General features: G+C 71.1%; 20 protein-coding genes and 1 tRNA gene. 4 read left to right on the top strand and 17 right to left on the bottom strand.

The annotated features are described in order from the left end of the window. Positions 1-107 precede the first annotated feature (107 nt). The 11 genes from V4F39_RS08050 to V4F39_RS08000 form a co-directional block, all read right to left on the bottom strand. The gene (locus V4F39_RS08050; RefSeq protein WP_332288801.1) at positions 108-1,262 is read right to left on the bottom strand and encodes an ABC transporter substrate-binding protein; all 1,155 of its coding nucleotides are present in this window, start codon (positions 1,260-1,262) and stop codon (positions 108-110) included. Then, a complete protein-coding gene (locus V4F39_RS08045) occupies positions 1,259-1,915 on the bottom strand; it encodes a TetR/AcrR family transcriptional regulator (RefSeq protein WP_332288800.1) in 657 nt (218 codons plus the stop codon). The genes V4F39_RS08050 and V4F39_RS08045 overlap by 4 nt, the downstream gene beginning before the upstream one ends. A gap of 25 nt (positions 1,916-1,940) precedes the next feature. Then, entirely contained in the window at positions 1,941-3,254 is a 1,314-nt protein-coding gene (paaK, locus tag V4F39_RS08040; protein ID WP_332288799.1) for a phenylacetate--CoA ligase PaaK, read from the bottom strand. 70 nt (positions 3,255-3,324) lie between these two features. Next, positions 3,325-3,765 carry a hydroxyphenylacetyl-CoA thioesterase PaaI gene (paaI, locus tag V4F39_RS08035; protein WP_332288798.1) on the bottom strand — a complete coding sequence of 147 codons (441 nt, stop codon included), beginning with the start codon at positions 3,763-3,765 and terminating at the stop codon, positions 3,325-3,327. A 118-nt stretch (positions 3,766-3,883) separates the two neighbouring features. Then, entirely contained in the window at positions 3,884-5,404 is a 1,521-nt protein-coding gene (locus V4F39_RS08030; protein ID WP_332288797.1) for a 3-hydroxyacyl-CoA dehydrogenase, read from the bottom strand. 261 nt (positions 5,405-5,665) lie between these two features. After that, positions 5,666-6,982, bottom strand: coding sequence for a fumarylacetoacetase (fahA, locus tag V4F39_RS08025; protein ID WP_332288796.1), 1,317 nt, complete (start codon positions 6,980-6,982; stop codon positions 5,666-5,668). A 22-nt stretch (positions 6,983-7,004) separates the two neighbouring features. Next, complete coding sequence (gene hmgA, locus V4F39_RS08020; RefSeq protein ID WP_332288795.1) at positions 7,005-8,330, bottom strand: homogentisate 1,2-dioxygenase; 1,326 nt, start codon at positions 8,328-8,330, stop codon at positions 7,005-7,007. Between the two features lie 5 nt (positions 8,331-8,335). After that, positions 8,336-9,316 carry a Bug family tripartite tricarboxylate transporter substrate binding protein gene (locus V4F39_RS08015; protein WP_332288793.1) on the bottom strand — a complete coding sequence of 327 codons (981 nt, stop codon included), beginning with the start codon at positions 9,314-9,316 and terminating at the stop codon, positions 8,336-8,338. A gap of 35 nt (positions 9,317-9,351) precedes the next feature. Next, positions 9,352-9,570 carry a DUF2783 domain-containing protein gene (locus V4F39_RS08010; protein WP_332288792.1) on the bottom strand — a complete coding sequence of 73 codons (219 nt, stop codon included), beginning with the start codon at positions 9,568-9,570 and terminating at the stop codon, positions 9,352-9,354. Positions 9,571-9,572: 2 nt separating this feature from the next. Continuing rightward, positions 9,573-11,225, bottom strand: coding sequence for an FAD-dependent oxidoreductase (locus tag V4F39_RS08005; protein ID WP_332288791.1), 1,653 nt, complete (start codon positions 11,223-11,225; stop codon positions 9,573-9,575). Positions 11,226-11,250: 25 nt separating this feature from the next. Continuing rightward, complete coding sequence (locus tag V4F39_RS08000; RefSeq protein WP_332288790.1) at positions 11,251-12,213, bottom strand: MBL fold metallo-hydrolase; 963 nt, start codon at positions 12,211-12,213, stop codon at positions 11,251-11,253. Positions 12,214-12,318: 105 nt separating this feature from the next. Here V4F39_RS08000 and V4F39_RS07995 point away from each other — a divergent pair, with 105 nt between their 5' ends. Next, the gene (locus tag V4F39_RS07995; protein WP_332288789.1) at positions 12,319-13,083 is read left to right on the top strand and encodes an IclR family transcriptional regulator; all 765 of its coding nucleotides are present in this window, start codon (positions 12,319-12,321) and stop codon (positions 13,081-13,083) included. Between the two features lie 188 nt (positions 13,084-13,271). Next, a complete protein-coding gene (locus V4F39_RS07990) occupies positions 13,272-15,083 on the top strand; it encodes a tannase/feruloyl esterase family alpha/beta hydrolase (protein WP_332288788.1) in 1,812 nt (603 codons plus the stop codon). A 7-nt stretch (positions 15,084-15,090) separates the two neighbouring features. Here the strand turns inward: V4F39_RS07990 and V4F39_RS07985 are convergent, their stop codons facing one another. From V4F39_RS07985 to V4F39_RS07965, 5 genes are all read right to left on the bottom strand, one after another. Further along, positions 15,091-16,371 (bottom strand): M16 family metallopeptidase, encoded by a 1,281-nt coding sequence (locus V4F39_RS07985; RefSeq protein WP_332288787.1) that lies wholly within the window; start codon positions 16,369-16,371, stop codon positions 15,091-15,093. Beyond that, positions 16,368-17,591: a bifunctional 4-carboxymuconolactone decarboxylase/3-oxoadipate enol-lactonase PcaCD gene (pcaCD, locus tag V4F39_RS07980; protein WP_332288786.1), complete on the bottom strand. Its 1,224-nt coding sequence runs from the start codon at positions 17,589-17,591 to the stop codon at positions 16,368-16,370. The genes V4F39_RS07985 and pcaCD overlap by 4 nt, the downstream gene beginning before the upstream one ends. Then, positions 17,588-19,021: a lyase family protein gene (locus tag V4F39_RS07975; RefSeq protein WP_332288785.1), complete on the bottom strand. Its 1,434-nt coding sequence runs from the start codon at positions 19,019-19,021 to the stop codon at positions 17,588-17,590. The genes pcaCD and V4F39_RS07975 overlap by 4 nt, the downstream gene beginning before the upstream one ends. A gap of 128 nt (positions 19,022-19,149) precedes the next feature. Next, positions 19,150-19,896 carry a SapC family protein gene (locus V4F39_RS07970; RefSeq protein ID WP_332288784.1) on the bottom strand — a complete coding sequence of 249 codons (747 nt, stop codon included), beginning with the start codon at positions 19,894-19,896 and terminating at the stop codon, positions 19,150-19,152. After that, entirely contained in the window at positions 19,893-21,200 is a 1,308-nt protein-coding gene (locus V4F39_RS07965; protein ID WP_332288783.1) for a hemolysin family protein, read from the bottom strand. The genes V4F39_RS07970 and V4F39_RS07965 overlap by 4 nt, the downstream gene beginning before the upstream one ends. Before the next feature lie 72 nt (positions 21,201-21,272). Here V4F39_RS07965 and V4F39_RS07960 point away from each other — a divergent pair, with 72 nt between their 5' ends. Together V4F39_RS07960 and V4F39_RS07955 are read left to right on the top strand one after the other, a co-directional pair. Next, complete coding sequence (locus tag V4F39_RS07960) at positions 21,273-22,094, top strand: symmetrical bis(5'-nucleosyl)-tetraphosphatase (RefSeq protein ID WP_332288782.1); 822 nt, start codon at positions 21,273-21,275, stop codon at positions 22,092-22,094. Positions 22,095-22,279: 185 nt separating this feature from the next. Beyond that, a tRNA-Ser gene (locus tag V4F39_RS07955) sits at positions 22,280-22,369 on the top strand. A gap of 51 nt (positions 22,370-22,420) precedes the next feature. Here V4F39_RS07955 and V4F39_RS07950 read toward each other — a convergent pair. Continuing rightward, positions 22,421-22,564, bottom strand: coding sequence for a hypothetical protein (locus V4F39_RS07950; protein WP_332288781.1), 144 nt, complete (start codon positions 22,562-22,564; stop codon positions 22,421-22,423). Positions 22,565-22,714 lie beyond the last annotated feature (150 nt).

Below are 22,714 nucleotides of genomic sequence, written 5' to 3'. Positions count from 1 at the left end.
CCGGCACATCAGGCCATTGACCCGGCGACCACCGCGGATCCGGCTTCGCCGGTCCGCTGGTGGTGCCCCCTCGTGGGGGTCGCCGAAGGCGCTCCGGCAGTGGGCCGTTATTCGCCGATGTACTTCCAGGCGCCGTTGCTGATGGTCACCATCACGCGGCCGCGCTGGTCGAGGCCCGCGTGGTCGGTCGGCGACATGTTGAACACGCCGTGCGCACCGGGCAGGTCCTTCACCTGCTCGAGCGCATCGCGCAGGGCGGCGCGGAAGGCCGGCGTGCCCGGCTGCGCCTTCTTCAGCGCCTCCGTGGCCGCCGCCTGCATCAGCAGGCCCGCGTCCCAGGCGTGGCCGCCGAACGTGGACACCGAGCCCTTGCCGAACGCCGCCTCGTACTTGGTGACGTAATCGGTCGCGCTCTTCTTCGTCGGGTGGTTGGCGGGCAGCTGCGCCGCCACGAGCATCGGGCCCGAGGGCAGCAGCGTGCCTTCGACGTCCTTGCCGCCGACGCGCAGGAAGTCGTTGTTGGCCACCCCGTGGGTCTGGTAGATCTTGCCGGTGAAGCCGCGCTCCTTCAGCGCCTTCTGCGGCAGCGCGGCCGGCGTGCCGGAGCCGGCGATCAGCACCGCGTCGGGGCGTGCCGAGACCAGCTTCAGCACCTGGCCGGTGACCGAGGTATCGGTGCGGTTGTAGCGCTCGGTCGCGACGATCTTCAGCTGCTTGATGCCGACCGCCTTCTGGAACTCCTGCAGCCAGCCTTCGCCGTAGGCATCGGCGAAGCCGATGAAGCCCACCGTTTTCACGCCGTTGGCGGCCATGTGCTGCGCGATGGCCACGGCCATCATGATGTCGTTCTGCGGCGTCTTGAAGACCCACTTGCGCTTGGCGTCCGGCAGCGGCTCGACGATGCGCGACGAGGCGGCCATCGAGATCATCGGCGTGTTGCTCTCGGCCACCACGTCGATCATCGCCAGCGAGTTGGGCGTGACGGTGGAGCCCAGCACCACGTCGACCTTGTGCTCGGTGATGAGCTTGCGCGTGTTGGTGACGGCGGTGGTGGTGTCCGACGCGTCGTCGAGCACGATGTAGTTGACCTTCTGGTTGCCGATCTGCTTGGGCATCAGGTCGATGGTGTTCTTCTCGGGGATGCCGAGAGAGGCCGCCGGGCCGGTGGCCGAGACGGTCACGCCGACAGTGATGTCGGCGTGCGCGGCCAGGCCGGCGGCGCCCAGCGCGCAGGCGATCAGCGTGTGCTTGAGAAACTTCATCGTGCTGTCTCCGTGGGATGGATGGGTGGGGAAAACGGGGCGGCGGTCGCCGCCGCGGGGGCCTGCACGGCATGCAGGCCCCCCAGGAACAGGTCGCTCACCAGCGGCGCCATCATGTCGTGGTTCAACGCGCCGCCGGGCTTCAGCCAGGTGAACATCCAATTGATCATGCCGAACAGCAGCATCGTCAGCGGCTTGGCGAGCTGCTGCTCGGCCAGCGCGGGCCGCACCTCGGCCAGCGTGCGCGCGAACGCGGTGACGACGCGGCGCTGGCCGTCCAGCACCTGCCGCTGCGCGGCGGGCTCGAGGAACTTGACGTCCTCGGTGAGCACGCGGTGGTGGTGCTGCGCATCGGCGTACTCGCGCACGAAGCGGGTGATCAGCATGCGCAGGCGCTCCTCCGCGGGCAGCGGCTGGGCCGCGACCTCGGCGACCAGCGCCTCCAGGCGGCCGACGTGGCTCTGTGCGATCTGCGCCAGCAGCTCGGCCTTGTCGCGCATGTAGTGGTAGAGCGTCGCCTTCGACACCCCGCAGGCCGCCGCGACCTGGTTCATGCTGGTGCCAGGGTAGCCCTGGTGCGCGAACAGCGCGGCCGCCTGCGCGAGGATGTGCTCGCGCTGGTCGTCGTAGGTAGCGGCACGGGTGCGGGCCATCGGGGGTACTGCCTGCCGTGCGGCTTCAACGCGTGCGGCGGTCGACGACGCGGCGCGCCTTGCCGACGAGCGTGCGCTCGATCGAGCCGGGCAGGCCGACCACCACACGGGTGCTGACGCCGATCAGCGTCTTGATGCGCTGCTGCACGTGGCGCGACACCGCCGCGATGTTGGCTTCCGAGGCGTCCGCCTCCGGCAGCAGTTCGCACCGCACCTCCACCGCGTCGAGCGTGCCCTCGCGGGTGACGATGAGCTGGTACTGCCCGCCGAGCTGCCCGTGCGCCAGCACCACCTCCTCCACCTGCGTGGGGAAGAGGTTGACGCCGCGGATGATCAGCATGTCGTCGCTGCGGCCGACGATCTTGCCCATGCGGCGCATGCTGCGCGCGGTGGGCGGCAAGAGGCGCGTCAGGTCGCGCGTGCGGTAGCGGATGACGGGCAGCGCCTCCTTGCTCAGCGTGGTGAAGACCAGCTCGCCCTCGCTGCCGTCGGGCAGCACTTCGCCGGTCTGCGGATCGATGATCTCCGGGTAGAAGTGGTCTTCCCAGATCACCGGGCCGTCCTGCGTCTCGATGCACTCGCTGGCCACCCCCGGGCCCATCACCTCGGACAGGCCGTAGATGTCGACCGCCGAGATGCCGGCGCTGGCCTCGATCTCCTTGCGCATGGCTTCCGTCCACGGCTCGGCGCCGAAGATGCCGACCTTCAGCGAGCTGGCCGCGGGATCGAGGCCCTGGCGCTTCATCTCCTCGACGATCACCTGCATGTAGCTCGGCGTCACCATGATGATGTCGGGCTTGAAGTCGTTGATCAGCTGGACCTGCTTCTCGGTCTGGCCGCCGCTCATCGGCACCACGGTGCAGCCCAGGCGCTCGGCGCCGTAGTGCGCGCCCAGGCCGCCGGTGAAGAGGCCATAGCCGTAGGCGATGTGGACCATGTCGCCCTTGCGGCCGCCGGCCGCGCGGATGGAGCGCGCCACCAGGTCGGCCCAGGTGTCGATGTCCTTCTTCGTGTAGCCCACCACCGTCGGCTTGCCGGTGGTGCCCGACGAGGCGTGCACGCGCACCACCTCAGAGCGCGGCACCGCGAACAGGCCGAACGGGTAGTTGTCGCGCAGGTCGGCCTTGGTGGTGAATGGGAACTTGGCCAGGTCGGCAAGCGACTGGCAGTCCGACGGGTGCACGCCCTTGGCGTCGAAGGCCTGGCGGTAGTGCGGCACGTTGTCGTAGGCGTGCTGCAGCGTGGCCTTCAGGCGCTGCAGTTGCAGCGCCTGCAGTTCGTCGCGGCTGGCGGTCTCGATCGGCTCCAGGTCGCCGGGGGCGGGGGTCTTCACGGGCATGGCAGGTCTCCTCGTTCCGCGGCAGGGGCGGCGCGGCCGGTGGTTCCGGAGGTGGGGTTCAGGGGGGAGTTCAGCCCGCAACGGCCGGCTTGTTGCGGACGGTGTAGGAGCGACCGCGGAACATCGCGATGCGTTCGCCGCGCTGGTTGCGCACCTCGACGTCGTAGACGCCGGTGCGGCCGGCCTTGGACTGCTCGGTGCAGCGGGCGGTGAGCACGTCGCCCAGCCGCCCGGGGGCCACGATGTCGACCGAGAAGCCGGAGGCCACGGTCAGCTCGTTGTATGAGTTGCAGGCAAACGCGAACGACGAGTCGGCCAGCGTGGCGATGAGGCCGCCGTGGCAGGTGTCGTGGCCGTTGAGCATGTCGTCGCGCACCGTCATCGTGACGGTGGCCGTGCCGGGGCCGACCTGCGTGACCTCCATACCCAGCGCGCGGGTCGCACGATCGTTGGCGAGCATGCCTTCGCGCACGTGCTCGGCGAGTTCCTGGGGGCTGCGTTGGAGGGACATGGAGGCTCTGAGAAAATTGATATACCGACCGGTCGGTGAATTTTAGGGAGACCTCTTGCCCGCGGGAAGTGCAAAAGCCTGCGGACAAACCCGGAGGTGCCGTGGCCTCCGGCACGCTTCAGCCGTGCAGGGGCAGGCCCGCGTGATGGGCGCGCAGCAGCCGCGGGGAGCAGCGGTAGCGGGTGTCGCCGTAGTGCGCCTGCAGGTGCCGCAGCACCTCGACCACCCGGTCGACGCCGAGCGTGTCGCCCCAGGCGAGCGGCCCTTGCGGATGGCCTGCGCCCAGCACCACGGCGATGTCGATGTCGGCCGCCAGCGTCCCGGTCCAGAGGCAGAGGTCGGCCGCCTCGTTGACGAAGCAGCACGCCACGCGCAGCACGCCCAGGCCCGCCACGTCGTCGAGCGCCAGCAGCTGGACGCCGGCCGGCTGCAGCGCCGCCGCCAGCGTGGGCAGCCGCTCGTGGTGGCCCACGCTGGCCGTCGCGCCCAGCACGCGGGTGGTGGCGAAATCGCGCGCCAGGTCGAGCAGCAACAGCGGCCCGCCGGCGCCGCGCTCGGTGGCGGTGCGCCCGTCGGATAGCGCGACCGCCACCTCGTCGATGGCGAAGCTCTCGGTCGGCAACGAACCGTCGGCCACCACCACCAGGCCGCCGGCCCGCAGGCGCTCGATCAGCGGACCGAGCAGGCCCGGCTGCGGCGAGACCCGCATCGCCGGCAACAGCGGCGCCGGCTCCACGGCGGCGGCGGTGGGCATCGCGGCGTCGAGCTGGTAGTCGTAGAAGCCGCGGCCGCTCTTGCGGCCGAGCCGGCCCGCGCGCACGAGCTCCTGCTGGATCAGATGGGGCGCGTAGCGGGCGTCGGCGTGGGTCGCGGCGAACACCGATTCGGTCACCGCGAGGTTCACGTCGACGCCGATCAGGTCGATCAGCTCAAACGGCCCCATCGGGAAACCGCCCGCCTCGCGCAGCAGCCGGTCGATCACCGGCGCCGGGGCCAGGCCCTCGGCCAGCAGACGCAGGCTCTCGCCGTACAGCGGGCGCGAGATGCGGTTGACGATGAAGCCCGGCGTGTTGGGCGCGTCCACCGGCGTCTTGCCCCAGGCGCGGCTCAGTGCATGCAGCGCGTCGGCGACCGCGTGGTCGGTTTCCAATCCGCGCACCACCTCCACCAGCCGCATGCGGGTCGCGGGATTGAAGAAGTGCCAGCCGACCACGCGGCCCGGGTGCACCATCCCCTGCGCGACTGCGGTGATCGAGATCGACGACGTGTTGGTCGCCAGCACCACGTCGGCCGGCAGCAGCTGTTCCAACTGGCGGAACAGGGCCTGCTTGGTGTCGAGCTTCTCCGCCACCGCCTCGACGACGAGGCCGCAGCCGTCGAGCCCGGCGATCGACGATGCGACCGACAGCCGCTCCAGCACCGCGGCGCGGTCGGCCGGCTGCAGGCGCCCGCGCTGCACGGCATGGCTCAGGTCATTGCCGATGCGCTGCAGGGCCGCGTCGGCGGCGCCGGGATGGGCATCGAACAGCCGCACCGCATGGCCTGCCAGCGCCGCCACCTGCGCGATGCCGGCACCCATGCTGCCGGTGCCGACGACGGCGACGGCGGTGTGCGGCCCCAGCGAGGCAGCGTCGGACATGGTGTCTCCTGTTGAGCGATGTGCCGGCGCGCATGGTAGGGGGTTGTAGGCCATCCCGCGCTCACGGGGGCGACAGAAGAGGTGTTGCAACGCACCATCCGGCGTCCTGTCCGCGGCACCCCCCAGCCCGGCAGGCCGGATCACCGGGAGGAAAGGCAGGCGCCCTGTGCCACCCACAGGCAGCAGCACTGCAATAACGGGAAGGGGCCTTGGCGATCGCCAAGGCCCCTTTTCACTGGCCGGCCGCGAGTGCCGCCGCGCTCAACCCGCGGACTGGCCCAGCACCGTGCCCGCGCAATCGCCGAAGCCGACGCGGCGTGCGCCGGGCGCCTCGGCAAAGGCCCGCAGGATCACCGTGTCGCCGTCCTGCAGGAAGGTGCGGGTCTCCCCGTTGGCCAGCGTGATCGGCTGCTTGCCGCCCATCGTCAGTTCCAGCAGCGAACCGGCCTGCGCCGGCGTCGGGCCCGACAGCGTGCCGGTGCCCAGCAGGTCGCCCGGCTGCAGGTTGCAGCCGTTGCTGCTGTGGTGGGCCAGCATCTGCGCCACGGTCCAGTAGGCGTCGCTGGTATTGCCGCTCGACAGCCGCTCGGGCGCCGCCATCGAAGGCGTCTGCAGCCACACCTCGATCGTGATGCCCAGCGCGCCGCGCTCGCGGTTGGCCGCCGAGTCCAGGTGCGGCAGCGGCTGCGGATCGCCCTCGGGCCGGGTGAACGGCTGGCGGAACGGCGCCAGCGCCTCCTGCGTGACGACCCACGGCGAGAGGGTGCTGGCGAAGCTCTTCGACAGGAACGGGCCCAGCGGCTGGTACTCCCACGCCTGCACGTCGCGCGCCGACCAGTCGTTCAGCAACACCATGCCGAACCAGTCGTCGTCGGCCTGCGCCATCGTCATCGGCTCACCCTGCGCGTTGCCGGTGCCGACGAACACGCCCATCTCCAGCTCGTAGTCGAGCCGCGCGCAGGGGCCGAACTTCGGCACGCCCTGCGTCTCCGGGCTGCCCGCGGTCTGCCCCAGGGGCCGCTTGAAGCGCTGGCCGCTGACGCCGATCGACGACACCCGGCCGTGGTAGCCGATGGGCACCCACTTGTAGTTGGGCAGCAGCGGGTTGTCGGGGCGGAAGAGCTTGCCGACCGTCGTCGCGTGGTGGATGCCGGTGTAGAAGTCGGTGTAGTCGCCGATGCGGCACGGCACCGCCATCTCGGCCGCGGCCTGCGGCACCAGCGCGCCCGCCAGCGCCGACTGCTGCGGGCTGCCTTCACGCAGCGCCTGCGACAGCGCCGCGCGCAGCGTGCGCCGGGCCGCACTGCCCTGCGCCATCAGCGCGTTCAGGTCGCCCTCGGCCAGCGGCGCCAGCAGCGCGGCCACGTCGGCCGGCCACGTGCCCTGCCCGGCCGCGGCCTTCAGGTCGAGGATCTGGTCGCCGATGGCAACGCCGATGCGCCAGGGCTCCTGGCTGCCCGCACGGCGGAAGCGGCCGTAGGGCAGGTTCTGGATCGGGAAGTCGGCGTCGGCGCGGTTGGCCGAGGCCACCCAGCTCTGCAGCGCGGCGTCGTGGGTGGCGTCCAGGGTCTTGGTCATGCGTCGTCCTGCAAAGAAGAGGTCAGGCCTTGAAACGGTCGTCGAGGGCCGACCAGCATTGGGGATACGCGGCATCGAGCGCGCCGCCGGTCATCGCGAACTCGGTGGGCACGAAGCGCCAGCGGCTCTCGAACATGAAGGCCAGCGTGTGGTCGAGCTTGTGAGGCTGCAGCGGCGCGTGGCTGGCCTTGTCGAAGGCCTCGGCATCGGGGCCGTGCGGCACCATGCAGTTGTGCAGGCTCATGCCGCCGGGCTTGAAGCCTTCGGGCTTGGCGTCGTACTGGCCATACACCAGGCCCATGAACTCGCTCATCAGGTTGCGGTGGTACCAGGGCGGGCGGAAGGTGTCCTCGGCCACCATCCAGCGCGGCGGGAAGATCACGAAGTCGCAGTTCGCGGTCCCGGGCGTGTCGCTCGGGCTGGTCAGCACCGTGAAGATCGACGGGTCCGGGTGGTCGAAGCTGATGGAGCCGATGACCATGAAGTCGGCTGTGTCGTACTTCAGCGGCGCCAGGTTGCCGTGCCAGGCGACCACGTTGAACGGCGTGCCCGGCTGGCGGGTGCGCCAGAGCTGGCCGCCGTACTTGCGCACGATCTCGTAGGGGCCCGTGCTGTCTTCGACAGCAGAGGACCCGGGAGTGGCGGCCTCGAAGGCCGCCACGGGCGCCTTGAAGTCGCGCGGGTTGGCCAGGCCGTTGCTGCCGATCGGGCCCAGCTCGGGCAGGCGGAACGGGGCGCCGTAGTTCTCGCAGACGTACAGGCGCGAAGGCCCGTCCACCGCCACCTTGAAGGCGACGCCGCGCGGCAGCAGCACCACCTCGCCGGGCCTGGCGTCGAGCACGCCCAGCTCGGTCGTCACGCGGATGGCGCCCTGCTGCGGCACCAGCAGCATCTCGCCGTCGGCGTTGACCAGCGCGCGCCGCGCCATCGAGCGGTTGGCCAGCACCAGGTGCGCGGCCATGCCGGTCTGCGCATCGGCATCGCCGTTGAGCGCCACGGTGCGCAGGCCGTCGATGAAGTCCAGCGGCGTGGCCTCGGCCGAAGGCACGGGCGTGGGGTGCCAGCGCATCGGGTTCGGGGGCGCACTCACGCCGTCCTTCGCGCCGGTCTTCCAGAAGGCATGGGGCAGCGCTTCGTAGCCGCCCGTCACCACCGACGGCTGCCGGCGGTAAACCCAGGTGCGGCGGTTCTCTGCCCGCGGTGCCGTGAACGCGCTGCCGGAGATCAGTTCGGCATACAGCCCGTGCGCCACCTGCTGCGGGCTGTTGCGGCCCTGGGGCAGCGCGCCGGGCACGGCCTCGGTGGTGAACTGGTTGCCGAAGCCCTGCAGGTACCGAAGCATGTCCATCGTGTTCAATCCAGTTTGATGCCGTTGTCCTTGATCAGCCGGCCCCAACGCTCGCGCTCGGCCTTGGCGTAGGAGGCCATCTGCGCCGGCGTGCCGGGCGTGGGCTCCAGCGCCAGCGCAAAGAGCCGGGCCTTGACCTGTGTCGAATCGAGTGCCGAGACCAGCGCGCGGTTGAAGCGGTCGACCGTGTCGCGCGGCGTGGCCGCCGGCACCGCCAGCCCCTGCCAGGCATAGGCCTCGAAGCCCTTGACGCCCTGCTCGTCGAACGTGGGCACGTCAGGCAGTGTCTTCAGCCGCGCGGGGCTCGCCACCGCCAGCGCGCGCAGCTTGCCGGCGTTCAGGTAGCTGATGATGCTGGCGCTGTCGACGATCATGAACGGCACCTGGCCGCCCATCAGGTCCTGCACGGCCGGGCCGGCGCCGCGGTACGGCGTGTGGATGAGCTTCAGGCCGCTGCGCTCGCGCAGCAGCTCGGCGGCCAGGTGGTGCGGGCTGCCGATGCCGGCCGAGGCGTAGTTGGTGCCGCCGGCGTTGGCCTGCGCCCAGGCGACGAACTCCTTGTAGTTCCGCGCCGGCACCTGCGGCGACACCACCAGCAGCATCGGGAAGCGCACCAGCAGGCCGACGGGCGCGAAGTCCCTCTCCGCGTCGTAGGGCAGCCTCGCGAACAGCGCCGGGTTGGCCGCCAGCGTGGCGAAGTCGGCGGTGAGCATCACGTTGCCGACGTCCTTCGACTTGGCCACGTAGTCGGCCGCGATGTTGGTGGCCGCGCCCGGCTTGTTGTTGACGATGATGGTGCGGCCGAGCGACTTGCCCATGGCCTCGGCCAGCGTGCGCGCCACCACGTCGCTGCCGCCGCCGGCGGCGTAGCCCAGCACCCATTCGATCGGCTTGCCGTCCTGCGCCGAAGCGGCGAGCGGCAGCGCCGCGATCAGGGGCAGGGCCGCCGCGCGCAGGCTGCGGCGCAGGGAAGAAAAGAAATGCATGGCGTCTCCGTCGTTGTCGTTCAGGCCGCGTCGCGTCAGGCGCCCGTGCGCACGCCGGCGCGGGCCGCGTCCAGCGCCTGCCGCAGCACGCCCAGCGTGCCGATGTGGTTGGCCAGCAGCAGCACCAGCCGCGCGTTCAGCGCATGGCTTTCGGCCGCGGGCAGATCGCGGTGCGCGTCGATCAAGGCTTCGTAGAAGTCGTCGGGCGCCTCGAGGTGCGGTTCGGTGATCAGGGTCGTGTGGGTGGCGGTCATGGTCAGGCCTCGGCGCAGGCATGCGAGAGCGCGGCGCGCACGGCGTCGGCGGCCGGGCGGCGCCAGCGGGCGGCCACGTGCTGGTCGGGCCGGATCAGGTACGCGGTGCCGGGCTGCGCGTCGTAGCGCTGCCAGGCGCAGGCGGCGGCCTCGGGCACGGCCACCACCCGCAGCCCCCGAGCGATGTCGGCGGCCCACGCGGGTGCATCGCCGAACACCAGCAGCGCGAAGTCGCCGCCCAGCCGAGGCAGCAGCCAGCCGTCGTCCGGCGTGGCGCCCAGCGGTGCATCGGCTGCCACGGCGCCGGGCACCATCGCGCCGGCGAAGCCGTCGGCATCCGCGGTGTTCAGCGGCGAGGTGGAGAGCGTGGCGGGCACCGAGAGCCGCCCGCTGTTGACCATGCGGCGCGCGAAGGGCTGGGTCTTGGCCAGCTCCAGCACGGCATCGCGGAACAGGCGGCTCACCTCGCTCTTGGGCGTGATGAAGTCGGTGGCGCGGGTGGAATTCAGCAGGTTCTCGTCGGCCGCGTACTCGCGCTCGACGGCATAGCTGTCGAGCAGCGCCTCGGCCGCCGCGCCTTGGACGCGGCCCTGGAGCACCGCTGCCAGCTTCCAAGCCAGGTTCTCGGCGTCCTGCACGCCGGAGTTGGCGCCCCGCGCGCCGAAGGGCGACACGCCGTGGGCCGCGTCGCCCGCGAAGATCACGCGCCCATGGCGGAAGCGCTCCATCCGCAGGCAGGCGAAGGTGTAGACGCTGGCCCATTCGAGCGTGAACTCGGCATCCTTCACCGACGAATGCGCCAGCAGCGCCCTCACGCGGGGGAGGATGTTCTCGGGCTTCTTTTCTTCCTCGGGGTCGGCCTCCCAGCCGAGCTGGAAGTCGATGCGCCACACGCCATCGGGTTGCATGTGCAGCAGCACGCTCTGGCCGGGGTGGAACGGCGGGTCGAACCAGAACCACCGTTCGGCGGGAGCGTCGTGCTTCATGCGCACGTCGGCGATCAGGAATCGGTCGCGGAACACGCGCCCCTTGCTCTCCTGCCCGATGAGCCGGCGCACCGCGGAGCGCGAGCCGTCGCACGCGGCCACGTAGCCGGCTTCCAGCGTGTAGTAGCCCTCGGGCGTCTCGATCGTCAGCGTGGCGTGGCCGGCGTGCTGTTCGATGCCGACGAGCTTGTGCTTCCAGCGCAGGTCGATCAGCGGCAGCTCGGCCACGCGCTCGACGAGGTAGCCCTCGACGTAGTACTGCTGCAGGTTGATGAACGCCGGGTATTGCTGGCCGCCTTCGGGCAGGAGGTCGAACGCGTAGACCGGTTCGTCCTTCAGGAAGACGCGGCCCACCTTCCACGACACGCCCTTGTCGAGCATGCGCCGCCCGCAACCCAGGCGGTCGAAGATCTCCAGCGTGCGCTTGGCGAAGCAGATGGCGCGCGAGCCGGTGGACAGCGCGTTGCTGTCGTCCAGCAGCACCACCGGCACGCCCTGCTGCGCCAGGTCGATCGCCAGGCTCAGCCCCACCGGGCCTGCGCCCACCACCACCACCGGCCGGCGCACCGGCGCCGGTGCGTCCTGGTCGGGGCTGCGCTCGTAGTCGAAGCGCAGCGCCTGGTAGTCGATCGGCTCGCTCTTCGGGCGGGCCAGTTCGCTGGTCTTCATCGCGATGTCTCCTCCGCGTTGCCGATCAGCCTTCCAGGGCCTTCCACATCTCGATGTCGCGCTCGGCCGTCCAGATGCGCGGGTGCACGTGGCCGGTGGCCTCGTCGTAGGCGCGGGTCACGTCGAAGGGCATGCAGTGGTCGAAGATGACCCAGTGGCCGTACTTCGGGCGCAGCGCGGCCATGGCGTCCTTGTAGATCGCGTTCAGCGTCTTGCCTTCGGCCACGCCGGCCAGCACCAGCGAATACACGTCGCTGATGAAGCCGCGGGTCGAGGCGATGGCCTTGCGCGTCTGCGCCGCGGTTTCCAGCGCGGCGCCGCGGCCCGGCACCAGCTTCTCGAAGCCGAAGCCGTCGAGGCGGTCCAGCGTGGTCGGCCAGTCGCGGAAGTAGCAGTCGCCCGCGTAGGCGGTGCTCTGGTACTCCACCAGGTCGCCGGCGAAGCAGATCTTTTGATCCTCGAGGTAGGCGATGGTGTCGCCCTTGGTGTGTCCGCGGCCGATCTGCTTGAGCTTCACCTCGAGCTTGCCGAGCCAGATGCTCATCTCGCCCTCGAAGGTCATGGTCGGCCAAGTCAGGCCCGCGGGCACCGACTCGACGTTGCGGAACAGGCGCGGGAAGCGGCCGATCTCGCTGGCCTTGTCCTGCTCGCCGCGCTCGACGATCAGGTCGTAGGTGTCGCGGCTGGCGATGATCTGCTGGCAGCCCTCGGCGAAGTAGGCGGAAGCGCCCAGCACGCGCACCGCGTGGTAGTGGCTCAGCACCACGTACTTGATCGGCTTGTCCGTCACCTCGCGGATGCGGCGGATCACGTCCTGCGCCATCACCGGCGTGGCCTGCGTGTCGATCACCATCACCGCGTCGTCGCCGATGATCACGCCCGTGTTCGGGTCGCCCTCGGCCGTGTACGCATAGGCGTTGTCGGAAAGCTTGGTGAAGCTGACCTGCTTGTCCTGCATGTCGGCGTGGGAGGCAAAGGCTTTGCTCATGGACATTCGCTTTCGGTTAACGGATTCGTCTATGTCTAACGAACTTGATCTTAGTCAACGAGTTCGTTAATGTCTAACTCATTAATCTAAGTAGAAACCCCAGCCATGGAAGAGGGCGACGAAATCCGCGGCCCGCGCGGCATCCAGAGCATCGAGGTGGGCGGCCAGTTGCTGCGCGCGCTGGCGCACCACGGCCGGCCGATGGCGCTGAAGGACCTGGCACGCGAGGCCGGCATGCCGCCGGCCAAGGCGCACCCGTACCTGGTCAGCTTCGGCAAGCTGGGGCTGATCGAGCAGGAGCCCGGCAGCGGCCGCTACGGCCTCGGGCCGCTGGCGCTGCAGCTCGGCCTCATCAGCCTGCAGCAGTACGACCCGGTGCGCCTGGCGACGCCGCTGATCGAAGAGCTGGCGCTGCAGACGGGGCACACGGTCTCGATCGCCGTGTGGGGCAACCGCGGCCCGACGATCGTGCGCGTGGCCGAGGCGCCGATCCCGGTGCACGTGACGATGCGGCACGGCACGGTGATGAGCGTGCGCGGCACCGCCTCGGGCTGGCTGTTCGCGGCGTACCACGATGCCGGTGCCGTGATGCCGCTGATGGACGGTGAGCGCGACGCGGCCTTCGAGGCCCAGCTCGGCGAAGTGCGGCGCCACCGGATGGCCCGGGCGATCGAGCTGACGCTGCCGGGCATCAGCGCACTGGCCGCGCCGGTGTTCGACGGCACGGGGGCGATGGTGCTCAGCATCACCGCGATCGGGCCCAGCGCCACCTTCGATGCGAGCTGGGACGGCCCGCTCGCGCAGGCGCTGCAGCGCACGGCGGACCAGTTGTCGCGCCGGCTGGGATGGCAGCCGGCGCGCCCGCAGTGATCGGTTCGCACCTGCCCGCGGCAGCGGATCAGCGGCCCGCCCGGACGACGACTGTGCGCATAGCGTAAGAGCGCAGGGATATCCCCGACGCCCGGCCCGCGGCCTGGCCCGGACGATGCGCCAGCCTCCGGGAATGCGGGCGCCGATGCAGCGCCTGCGCCCGGGGCCACAGCACAGGAGACCACCGCATGAGCCACGCCCTTCCGCCCCGGCACTGCCGGCCCCGCCTGCCCCTGCATGCCGTCTCGATGGCCGTCGCGGCCACGCTGCTCGCCGCCTGCGGCGGCAACGGCGGCGATGACGACGACGACACGCCCGCGCCGCCCGTGGCGCTGAACTGCGACGACACGCTGAAAAGCCATGCCCTCGCCAGCGACACCACCATCCTCGACGTGAAGGCCTTCGCCAAGGACGCCCCGCTGACCGGCGCCGCCAATGCGCCCACCGCCGCCGCGGACCTGTGCCGCGTGAAGCTCGTCGTGGGCCCGGGCAATCCCGGACCGGCCGACGCGCCCTCCACGTCGAGCGGCATCGGCGTCGAGCTGTGGCTGCCCGCGAAGGCAGCCTGGAACCAGAAGTACGTCGCGGTCGGCGGCGGCGGCTGGCAGGGCGGCACCGCGACCAAGGATCCCGCCGCGCTCGCCAGCGCACTCGCGGCCCAGATGGCCGGCCAGGGCTACGTCAGCTCGTTCACCGACACCGGGCACGACAAGGGCGGAAGCAGCGGCTCGTTCGGCATGCTGCCCGACGGCAGCATCAACCACGTGCTGCTGAAGGACAACGCCGAGCGCTCGCTCGTCGAGATGGCCGCCAAGTCGAAGGCGATGGCCGCGGCCTACTTCGGCAGCGGCCCCACGCGCAACTACTGGCTGGGCTGCTCCACCGGCGGGCGGCAGGGGATGATGATGGCGCAGCGCCATCCGGAGGTGTTCGACGGCATCGTCGCGGGCGCGCCGGCCTTCAACTGGGACCGCTTCCACCCCGCCCAGATGTGGCCGCAGATCGTGATGCAGCAGGACCTCGGCGGCCCCATCGCCGGCGCCAAGCTCACCGCGGCCACGGCCGCCGCGGTGGCCGCCTGCGGCAGCACGCTCACCGGCCAGGCCGACGGCTTCATCGAGCAGCCCGGGCAGTGCACCTACGACCCCGCGCAGGACGCGGCGCTGCTGTGCACCAGCGCCGGCGGCAGCAACAACACCGCCTCGTGCCTCACGCTCGCCGAGGCCAGCGCCCTCAACAAGATCTGGCACGGCCCGACACAGAGCGGCGAGGTGCCGGCACCGGCACGCGACAACGGCTTCAACCTCGTGCTGCAGCCCAACCAGCTCTGGTACGGGCTGACCCGCGGCACCAACCTGGCGTCGCTGGCAGGCACGAACCCGTTCGGCACCGGCGCCGACCACATCGCCATCGTGATGCAGGACCCGAGCTACGGCAGCACCTCGTTCACCAATGCCACCGGCAACGGCCAGAACCGCGTGCGCAACGTGACCTACGGCGGGGTGAACTCCTTCTACGCGATGTACAGCAAGTCGGTCGCCCTGACGCACGAGGTGCTGGGCACCGACAGCCCGGACCTCTCCGCCTTCAAGGCGCGCGGCGGCAAGCTGGTGATGTTCCACGGCCTGTCGGATCCGCTGATCTTCCCGCAGGGCACGCTCAACTACTACGAGCGGCTGGCGGGCGAACAGGGCGGCTATGCCGGCGCCCAGGCCTTCGCGCGGCTCTACATGATGCCGGGCCTGGGCCACTGCAGCGGCGCCGGCACGCCGGGCGCCACGCCGCGCGCGCCGAACGGCAACGTCGCCAGCCCGCAGATGGAGTTCTTCTCGATGATGGTCGACTGGGTGGAGAAAGGCACCGCGCCGGCCGAAGCCGTGCCCGCGACGACGGCGGCGAACGTCACGCCGGCACGCAGCCGCCCGCTGTGCATGTACCCGAAGCAGGCGGCCTACCTCGGCGGCGACGTCAACGCCGCGGCGAGCTACGCCTGCCGCTGAGCCCGGCTCAGCCGCCGATGCGCTGCGCCGCCAGCGCCTCGCGCGCGCGGTCCAGCGCGCCGGGGCGCACGCGGCCGGCGAGCGCCAGCGCGGGGGGCCGCGCGAGCAGCTGCGCGAAGGCCTGGCGCACCTCGTCGGCGCCGACGGCATCGAGCGCCGCCGCGCGCTCGGCCGGCGTGCGCACGCGGCCCAGCGCCATCAGGTCGAGCACGGCGCGTTCGAGCTGGCGCTGCGGGCGCTCCTGGTCGAGCACCTCGCGCACGATGAGCTGGCTGCGCGCACGCTGCAGCGCCACCGGGTCGATGCGTTCGGCCTGCGCGGCCAGCAGCTGCGACACCGCGCCGAAGAACTCGTCGACGTGCTCCGGCGCCATCGAGGCCTCGACGATGAACTGGCCGCAGGGCTCGTACACGTCGGCCGAGCACGAGGCGTAGTACGCCAGCCCGCGCCGCTCGCGGATCTCGTCCATCAGCGGCGAGCTCATGCCCTCGCCGAACACCGCGGCGGCCATCAGGCTCGCATGGTGCGGCTCGGCCAGCGCGGGGATGGGGAAGCCCAGCACCACGTGCGTCTGGCTGGCGCCCGTCTGCCGGCGCGCTGAAGCGCCGCCGATGTGCGGCGCGGGCGGCACCGCGTTCGGGTGGCCGGCCGGCATGCTGCCGAAGGCCTGTTCGGCCGTGGCCACGAGTTCGTCCACGTCCATGCTGCCCGCAGCGCCCACGACGACGTTGGCGCCGGTGTACTGCCGCCCCACGTAGGCCAGCAGTTCGTCGCGCTTCAGCGTCTCGATCACACGCCGCGCGCCGATGACGGGCAGCGCCATCGCGTGGCTGCCGAAGCAGTGGTGGTCGAACAGCTTGTAGGCGGTGGAGACGGGGTCGTCCTCGTCCTCGGCCAGTTCCTGCAGGATGACCTGGCGCTCGCGCTCCAGCTCGGCGTCCGGGTAGGTGCCGTTGCGCACGATATCGGCCAGCATGTGCACGAAGCGGCCCGCGTCCTTCGCCAGGCCGCGCATGTGGTACGCGGTGTGGTCCTTGTCGGTGTGCGCGTTGACCTCGGCGCCCAGGCGCTCGGCATCGAGGTTGATCTGCTGGCAGTCGCGGCCGTGCGTGCCCTTGAACGCCATGTGCTCGACGACGTGGCTGATGCCGTTGTTGCGCCGCGTCTCGTGCAGGCTGCCGGTGCGCACGAACACGCTGACGCTGGCGCTCGCCAGGTGCGGCAGCCGCAGCGCCACCACGCGCACGCCGTTGGCGAGCGTGTGGATCGAGGTGGCCGCGTCCGTCACGCCGCCTGCCGCAGCCGGCCGATGAAGGCCTGCAGAAGCCGGTTGAACTCGGCGGGCGCCTCGGCCACGCTCAGGTGGCTGGCGTCGGCGATCACCTCGAGCACCGCGCCGGGGATGCGCTCGGCGATGGCCTGCGACATCGCGGGCGTGGCGCCGGCATCACGCGCGCCGGCGATCACCAGCGCCGGCGCGGCGATGCGGTCGAGCTGCCCGAGCCAGTCCACCGCCATCACCGCGTGGCAGGCGGCGGCGTAGCCCTGCGGCGAGCAGCGCATCAGCTTCGCGCGCAGCGCCGCGGCCTCGGCCGGGTGCGCGGCGCGGTGGTCGTCGTGCAGGTAGCGCAGCACCACCATGTCGGCCACCGCGCCCATGCCGCCCTGGTTGACGGCCTCGATGCGCTGCATCCAGGCGGTCTTGGCGGCGTCGGGGTACTGCGCGGTGCTGTTGGCCACCACCAGGCCCTTGACCAGTTCGGGGTGCCTGATGGCCAGCCCCTGCCCCACCATGCCGCCCATCGACAGGCCGACGAACAGCACCGGCCCGCGGCCCCATTCGCGGATCAGGCGCGCGGCATCGTCGACCATCTGGTCGAGCGTGTAGGTGCCCTCGGGCACCGCCGAGCCGCCGTGGCCGCGGTGGTCGTAGCGCAGCACGGGGTGCGACTTGCCCAGTTCGGCGGCCAGGCCGTCCCACATCGACAGGTCGAGCCCCAGGGCATGGCTGAGCACGATGGGCAGGCCGCTCTCGGTGCCCTGCACCGCCACCTTGAGCTGCGGCTGGCTGAAGGTGTGGTGCACCTGCACGCGCGGGCCGTCGGTCAGCGGCGCCGGGCCGGGCAGCAGGCCCTCCTTGCGCAGGATGTCCATCGTCAGCTTGAAGGCGGTGTTGGCCGCCGGCACGCCGCAGTAGATGGCGCCCTGCATCAGCGTTTCCTTGATCGCCTCCAGCGGCACGCCGCCGCGGATCGCGGCGCCGCAGTGCAGCTCGAACTCCTCCCAGCGCGCCAGGCCCATCGTCATGCCCAGCACGAGCAGGCGGCGCGTGGTGTGGTCGAGGCCCGGGCGGCCCCAGATGTCGTGCCAGGCGTAGCGGGTGATCAGTTCCTGGAACTCGGCGTTGAAGGCCGTGGCGCCGGCGGTGGACTTGTCCACCCACGCGTCGCCCAGCACGGCGCGGCGGTTCTTCAGGCCGCGGTCGAAGTCATCGTTTCGGCTGCTCATGCAGACATCTCCTGTACATCGTCGATCGTGGAGGCCGGTTCCGCGAACGGCCTGGCCGCCGCCAGCGCCGCGGCCAGCGGCTGCAGCCGCGCGAGCTGCTCGCGCGTGCGTGCCGCGGCGGCGCCGGTGGCGTGGTCGGGGTCGAAGAGGCGCTCGATCTCGCCGGCCTCGATGCCGGCCTCCAGGCGCGGATCGGCGGCGACGGCCTCGAGCACCAGCTCGCGCAGGTGGCGGCCCTCGTCCATCACCCGGCGCGACAAGCCCTCCAGCAAACGCTGCGCCTCCGGCTTGCCGATGACGGCGGCCAGCCGCGTGCTGCACGCCTCAGCCGTCACCAGGCCCTGCAGCGCCTCGATGTGGGCGCGCATGCGCTGCGGATGGACCTGCAGGCCCGCGGCCGCCTCGGCCAGCGCGTGCACGGCGCCGTGCGCGCTGATGAAGAGGCCCGCCCACTCCGCCAGCTCCGCCTGCCAGTTGCCCAGCCCGCGCTCGTGTTCCTGCGCCATCGCGCCCAGCAGCGCCGCGACGCGGTGCGGCACGCGCTGCGCGGCGGCCAGCGCCACCATGCTGGAGACCGGGTTGCGCTTGTGCGGCAGCGCCGTCGAGCCGCCGCGGCCGGCGCCGCTGGGCTCGGCCAGCTCGCCGATCTCGCCCTGGCTCATCAGCGACAGGTCGCGCGCGAACTTGGCCAGCGCCCCCACCAGCACGCCGACCTCGCAGCCCAGGGCCACCCAGTCGTCGCGCTGCGTGTGCCACACGCCCTGCCAGGGCGGCAGCCGCAGCTGCTGCGCCATGTGCTGCGCCACCGCGGGGCCGTGCTCGCCCAGCGTGGCCAGCGTGCCCACCGCGCCGCCGAACTGCAGCTGCAGCGCCCGCTGCGCCGCGGCATGCAGGCGCTGCTGGCTGCGCACCAGCGGCGCGGCCCAGCAGGCGGCCTTGAATCCGAAGCTCACCACCGACGCCGGCTGCATCAGCGTGCGGCCCAGCACCGGCGTGGCCGCGTGCTGCGCCGCCAGCGACAGCAGCGCCGCGATCAGTGCCGAGAGGTCGTCGTCGATCAGCGCCAGCGCGCGCCGGGTGGCCAGCACCATGCCGGTGTCGATCACGTCCTGGCTGGTGCCGCCCCAGTGCACGACCTGCGACGCCTGCGCATCGAACAGCGCCACCGTCTCGGTCAGGCGCTTGACGAGCGGGATGGCCAGGCTGCCGGCGCGGCCGCTGGCCGCCACCAGCGCCGGCACGTCGTACAGCTCGGCGCGGCAGACGCCGGCGATGGCCGTGGCCGCCTGCGGCGTGATCAGGCCGACGGCCGCCTCGGCGCGCGCGAGCGCCGCCTCGAAATCCATCATCCCCTGGACGATGGCCTCCTCGCCGAACACGGCGAGCATCTGCGGCGTGGACAAAAATCCTTCGAAGGCCGAGGCCGACATGCATGGCTCCTGCGGCCCACCCCTGCGGGCCCGGTCGACGATGCTAGCCGCCGGCGGGCCGGGGTTGTGCGAGTTGCGCACGCACCGGCCGGCGCGGGCCGCGCCCGCTGCGGCGGCGGCGGGCGCCGTCAGGCGGCGGCGACGCGCTGGCTGCGCCGCTGCAGCAGGCGGGCCATGTTGCCGAGCGACACCTGGTGGGCGTTGACCAGGCCGAGCACCCCGCTGCGGTGCAGCTCGAGCACCTTGTCGTCGGGCAGCGCGGCGAACTTCTGCTCGTCGACCGCCAGGAAACCGTCGACCGTCAGCTTGTTGCCGTCGGGCAGCGTGGCGTCGAAGCGCATGTCGCGCAGCAGCTCCAGCTCGACCAGCTTCTGGCCCACGAGCCGGGTGCGCTGCACCTCCAGCTCCAGCTTCTCAAGGAACTGCTGCATCTCCTTCAGGTAGCTCGACGGCGAGCCGGCCTCGTCGAACAGCGCGATGCCCTCGGCCTGCGAGAACCCGGCCCAGTCCGGATCGATGCACACCGCGTAGTTCTGCTCGCCGACCTGCGCCATCGCGAACGGGTAGGCGCGCAGCACCGCCGGCACGTAGTCGGCGCGCCAGCGGCCGCCGTCGAGGAACAGGTTCTCCGACTGCGTGAGCCCGAACACCGCCACCGGCGCGATGTCGGCACGGCCGGTCTGCGGATCGGTGCCGGCGCGCACGAACACGACGGGGTACTCCTTGCAGGCGTCGGCGAACTCCACCGCGGTGATGAACATCGAGTTCAGCCCCGCGGTGTGCGACATGTCGGTGTGGTCCTGGCGCACGCGCAGCTGGCGGTGCTGGTCCCGGTCGAGCGGGACGGGGTTCTTGTGCAGGGCGGGGTTGATCATTCTTCGCTCACTTCGATGGGAGAGGCCAGGCGGCTGACCAGCACCTTGTCCACGCGCTTGCCGTCGAGGTCGACCACCTCGAACTGCCAGCCGCCCCACTCCACCTTGTCGGAGGTGCGCGGCAGCCGGCCCAGCAGCAGCATGATCATGCCGGCCAGGGTGTTGTAGCGCCCGCGGTCTTCCTCGGGCAGTTCCTTCAGGTGCAGGCGGTCCTTCAGCTCGGGCATCGGGATCAGCCCGTCGAACAGCCAGCTGCCGTCCTCGCGCGGCACGGCCCAGGCGTCGTCGTCGGTGGGCATGCCGAACTCGCCGGTGATCGCCTCCAGCACGTCGCGCACGGTGATCACGCCCTGCACCTCGCCGTATTCGTCGACCACGAAGACCAGCTCCGCGCTGGACGCGCGGAAGTGCTCCAGCAGCTCCATGCCCGACAGCGTCTCGGGCACGAAGACCGGCGGGCTCAGGTGCTCGGTGAGCGACGGCGCCTCGCCGCGCGCCAGCGCGGGCAGCAGGCTCTGCGCGGACACCACGCCGATCACGTCCTGCATGCCGCCGCGGCACACCGGGTAGCGGGTGTGGCCGTGCTCGGCCATCAGCGCGAGCGTATCGGCCAGCGGGGCAGACACGTCGAGCCAGGCGATCTCGTTGCGCGGGATCATCATCGAGCCCACCTCGCGGTCGTCGAGGCGGAACACGTTGCGCACCATCTGGTGCTCCTGGTGCTCGATGATGCCGGCGTCCAGGCCCTCCTCGAGGCTGGCGGCGATCTCCTCCTCGGTCACGCTGCGGCTGGGCCCGGCCTTGATGCCCAGCAGGCGCAGCATGCCTTCGGTGCAGATCGACAGCAGCGCAACGAAAGGCCGGGTCGCGATCGACAGCCACAGCATCGGCCGCGCCACCAGCCGCGCGATCATCTCGGGGAACATCTGGCCCAGGCGCTTGGGCACCAGTTCGCCGAAGATGATGGTGCTGAAGGTGATCACCACCACCACCAGGCCGGTGCTGGTGATCGAAGCGACGCGCTCGGGCATGTCGAAGTGCGAGAGCATCCACTCGGACAGCGGCCCGGCGAAGGCCGCCTCGCCGACGATGCCGTTGAGCACGCCGATCGACGTGATGCCGATCTGCACCGTCGAGAGGAACCGCGTCGGGTTGTCGTGCAGGTCCATCGCGACCTGCGCACCGGGTTCACCGCCTTCCACCATCACCTGCAGGCGCGCCTTGCGGCTCGATGCAAGGGCCATCTCCGACATGGCGAAGAGGCCGTTCAACAGGATCAGGAAGACGAGTAACGCTGTGTCCATTCAGGGCGTGCGTTGCCATGCAGCAGCGGCACGTCGGTGGTGAGGGTCGGCCAGCGTAGCAGAATCCGGTCCATGCACTACCTCATCGGCGACCTGCAAGGCTGCTGCGATGCGCTCGAGCGGCTGCTCGCCGAGATCGCGTTCTCCCCTTCCCGCGACCACCTCACGGTACTGGGTGACATCGTCAACCGTGGCCCGTCGTCGCTGGCCACGGTGAAGCGGTTGCAGGCGCTCGGCAGCTCGGCCGAAGCCCTGCTGGGCAACCACGACCTGCACCTGCTCGCCGTGGCCTACGGCATCCGGCCGCAGCATGCAGGCGACACGCTGGGCGACATCCTCGACGACCCGCAGCGCGACCGGTGGATCGACTGGATGCGCCAGCGGCCGCTCGCGCTGATGCAGGCCGGCTGGCTGTGCGTGCATGCCGGCGTCGCCCCCACCTGGGACGCGGCCCAGGCCCTGGCGCTGGCCGGCGAGGTCGAGCAGATGCTGCAGGGCAGCGACCCGGCGGGCTTCCTGCGGACGATGTACGGCAACGAGCCGCGCCGCTGGCACGACGACCTCGCGGGCGCCGACCGGCTGCGCTTCATCGTCAACGTGCTGACCCGGGTGCGCTTCTGCACCGCAGACGGCGCGCTCGACCTGAAGACGAAGGACGGCGCGGACGCCGCGCCGCCCGGCCATGTGCCGTGGTTCGACGTGCCCGGCCGGGCGACCGCCGGCGTGCCCATCGCGTTCGGCCACTGGTCGACGCTGGGCTTCGTGGAACGCGCCGACCTGCTCTGCCTGGACACCGGCTGCGTGTGGGGCGGCACGCTGACCGCGATGCGCGTGGACGGCGGGCGCCGCGAGCTGCACCGCGTGGCCTGCACGCAGGCGGCCGTGCCCGGCTGAAGCCGCGCCAGCTGAGCGAGAATCCGGGGCTGCGATCCCCGGAAGCTTGGCAGAGTGGTCGATTGCACCGGTCTTGAAAGCCGTTGCACCACTCCAAAGCGCGTTGATTTACAAGGAGTTTTTTCAGCCGCTTCCGTAAGTTGCGGGAATCAGTCCTGCAACCCATAAAATTCCGTCCCGAAGAGGGAAACGTGGCCGAGCGGTTTAAGGCAGTGCTCTTGAAAAGCACCGAGGGTTGATCCCCTCCGTGAGTTCGAATCTCACCGTTTCCGCCAAACGAAGAAACGGCCCCGCGCGTGGGGCCGTTTCGTCGAGTGCCATGTGGCCTACTTGGTCGGCTCCACGACCTCGCCCACGGGCCGGGGCAACTCGCACAAGGCGCCTGCGGCCAGCAGGTGATGTCGCCAGGTCAGGGGAGGCATCCATCCGCCCTCGTTCAGCTTGCCGATGTCCCGTTCGCTGGCGGCCATGACGCCTTGCTCTGTCAGCACTCGCACCCAAGGGTCGCCAGGACCAGCGCGTGCGGCGCCGCCGGGCGGGTCGCGCGCGATCACCGGTCGGCCACTGGCGCCGGGACGCCATGCCCGCCCCCATCAGCTTGCCAAGTTCGAACGCTCGCA

Origin of the sequence: Aquincola agrisoli (genome assembly GCF_036621135.1) — a bacterium.
Classification (GTDB): Bacteria; Pseudomonadota; Gammaproteobacteria; order Burkholderiales; family Burkholderiaceae_C; genus Aquincola; species Aquincola agrisoli.
Note: the sequence above shows the minus strand (reverse complement) of the source record. Positions and strands in the feature narration are given on the sequence as shown.